Origin of the sequence: Bacteroides sp. 2201st1_D9_2201SCRN_220225, from assembly GCF_040928965.1 — a bacterium.
Taxonomy (GTDB): domain Bacteria; phylum Bacteroidota; class Bacteroidia; order Bacteroidales; family Bacteroidaceae; genus Bacteroides; species Bacteroides stercoris.
This window is the reverse complement of sequence record NZ_JBCODG010000162.1, coordinates 1-2006: the sequence shown is the minus strand read 5'-3', so window position 1 is coordinate 2006 and position 2006 is coordinate 1. Positions and strand designations below refer to the sequence as shown.

Here is a 2006-nt window from a genome sequence, read left to right as displayed (position 1 = left end):
CGGAACACGCTTGCCGTTTCCACCGAGGATATTGCCCGCAGCGAACAGATATTCCTTTCAAGGGAGGCCCGGATGGACGAACTCGCACGCTATGCGTCTTTTCTGGCCGGGAAACAGCATATTCCTGTGGAAGTAATCCGTCGTGCCGATGAGGTAAGCTCTCCTGACGTGCGCGGCCTGCTTTCCTGCGGAAAAGACATCCGGGGCTGGTATGACATTCCCTCGCAGCATATCTGCCTGTATCTTCCGCACGCCCGGGGAAAAGCGGATATCGAACGTACCCTGCTGCATGAGGGCGTGGCGCATTATGGCCTGCGCAGGCTTGTCGGGGACGGGCATATGGATGCGTTCCTGGACGAAGTTTTTGCCGGTTGCGGGGAAAAGCTGCGCGGTGAAATTACCTGCTTGGCCAGGACGGAAAAATTGGACATACGGGTTGCCACTGAAGAGTATCTGGCACATATGGCCGAGAACGGAACCGACCTGTCCATTTGGGAAAGGATCAGCCTGGCTTTCAGGAATCTTCTGCGGAAGCTGGGATTCAATATTGAGATCGACACGAAAGAGCTCAGAAGCATACTCCATGCCAGTGGGCAGAACCTGAGAAAAGCGGAAACTGCAACCGTACCTGAAAAAATCCGGATATCCGGAGGCGAACTTATACTGGGTTCCGAATATGGCAGCGCCTGTATCAGGAAAAGAGGTTCGGAAGCGGACGTAACATCGGTACTGGAGAAGATGAGAGAAGCGGGTGTCAAGCCGGCTTCCCTTACTCCGGAACAATGGAGAATGCTTTTTAGCGGCAGATGCTTGCAGCTGAACGATGACAGGATGCTTATGGTTGTCAAGGAACCTTCGGGCTATGGAGTAAAACTCACCGGGGTGGCAGCTTTAAAGAGGAAAGTTACAGAAATGGAATTATAACGGAAATGAATTACGATATGGAAATGGATAGACACAAGTTTCTTGATAAGGCTGAACCAGACAATGAACCGGCAGGGATATGTAGTTTTTCCTGGGGGAACCGGGAACTCAGGATCTTTGGTGAACAAATGACCTTACAAGTCAACGGTATTTCCCATGATATGACTTCTGTGTTGGATGAACTTCGTGATATCGGGGCAAAACCGGAGAAGACAAGTCCTGCCAGATGGATATCACTTCTGCGGGGAAAGCCGACTAACCTGCCGGGGTACGACAGACCGCTTATGATAGTCAGAACCCCGTCCGGTTATACGGTCAGATGTTTGGAAACCACGAGTTGCAGGGATGATAAATCGTTGCAGATGGATTTATAGTAAAATAAGTAAGTTATATATCAAGTATTAAAGTAAAATATGTATTAAAGTAAATTATTATAGTAACATGGAGAATTATGTCATTTATATCAAGCTGTTTATATTGGCGGCGGCTTCACTGATAACAGGAGTTTCCGCTATAAGTCGCAAATGGTATATCAATTTCTTTGTTTTTTTGCTTTGCATAATTATTGAAACCTGCCTGGCATATCTGTTTTTTCCGGCATATGTGTTTTATCCGGCATGTGCTTCACTGGTCATATCCGTCCTGTCATGGCTATGGGAACGGGGCAAACCGAAAAGCCCCGGAGAGAACAATAACCCGATCAGACTTCCCGTACAATCGGGAATATCGAAAAACTACCTGGAATTTTATTATTACTATTCCAATTTCCTGATTTATGGCGGAGCAGGTTCGGGAAAGACCAAGAGTATAGGCAAGTGGCTCTTGGAGGAGTATATCCGTTTGGGGTTTGCCGGCTTCATATACGACTTCAAGGATATCGATTATACTCGGACCGCCTATAATCTGATAGAGAAGCATGGTTATCCGCACAAATTTTATTATGTCAGCTTTGACAGGCCCGAGCGTTCATACCGTTTCAATCCGCTGAAGGTTGTAAAGGACCGTACCGAACTGTTGCAGCTCATGGAGGATATCCTGCTTGCGCTGCTTCCCAAGAAAGAACAGCAGAATGAATGGGTGGC

1 protein-coding gene and 2 pseudogenes are annotated in these 2006 nt (G+C 47.6%); all 3 read left to right on the top strand.

Annotated elements, in window-relative coordinates:
• Positions 1 to 924, top strand: a pseudogene (locus AB5903_RS22385) (hypothetical protein); the annotation flags it as partial.
• A gap of 17 nt (positions 925 to 941) precedes the next feature.
• A complete protein-coding gene (locus AB5903_RS22380) occupies positions 942 to 1298 on the top strand; it encodes a hypothetical protein (RefSeq protein WP_368118315.1) in 357 nt (118 codons plus the stop codon).
• Positions 1299 to 1365: 67 nt separating this feature from the next.
• A pseudogene (locus AB5903_RS22375) lies at positions 1366 to 2006 on the top strand (type IV secretory system conjugative DNA transfer family protein); the annotation flags it as partial.

Excerpts from the sequence above, each read along its gene's own strand:
- AB5903_RS22380 (WP_368118315.1), top strand. The coding sequence starts at position 942 with ATGGAAATGGATAGACACAAGTTTCTTGATAAGGCTGAACCAGACAAT.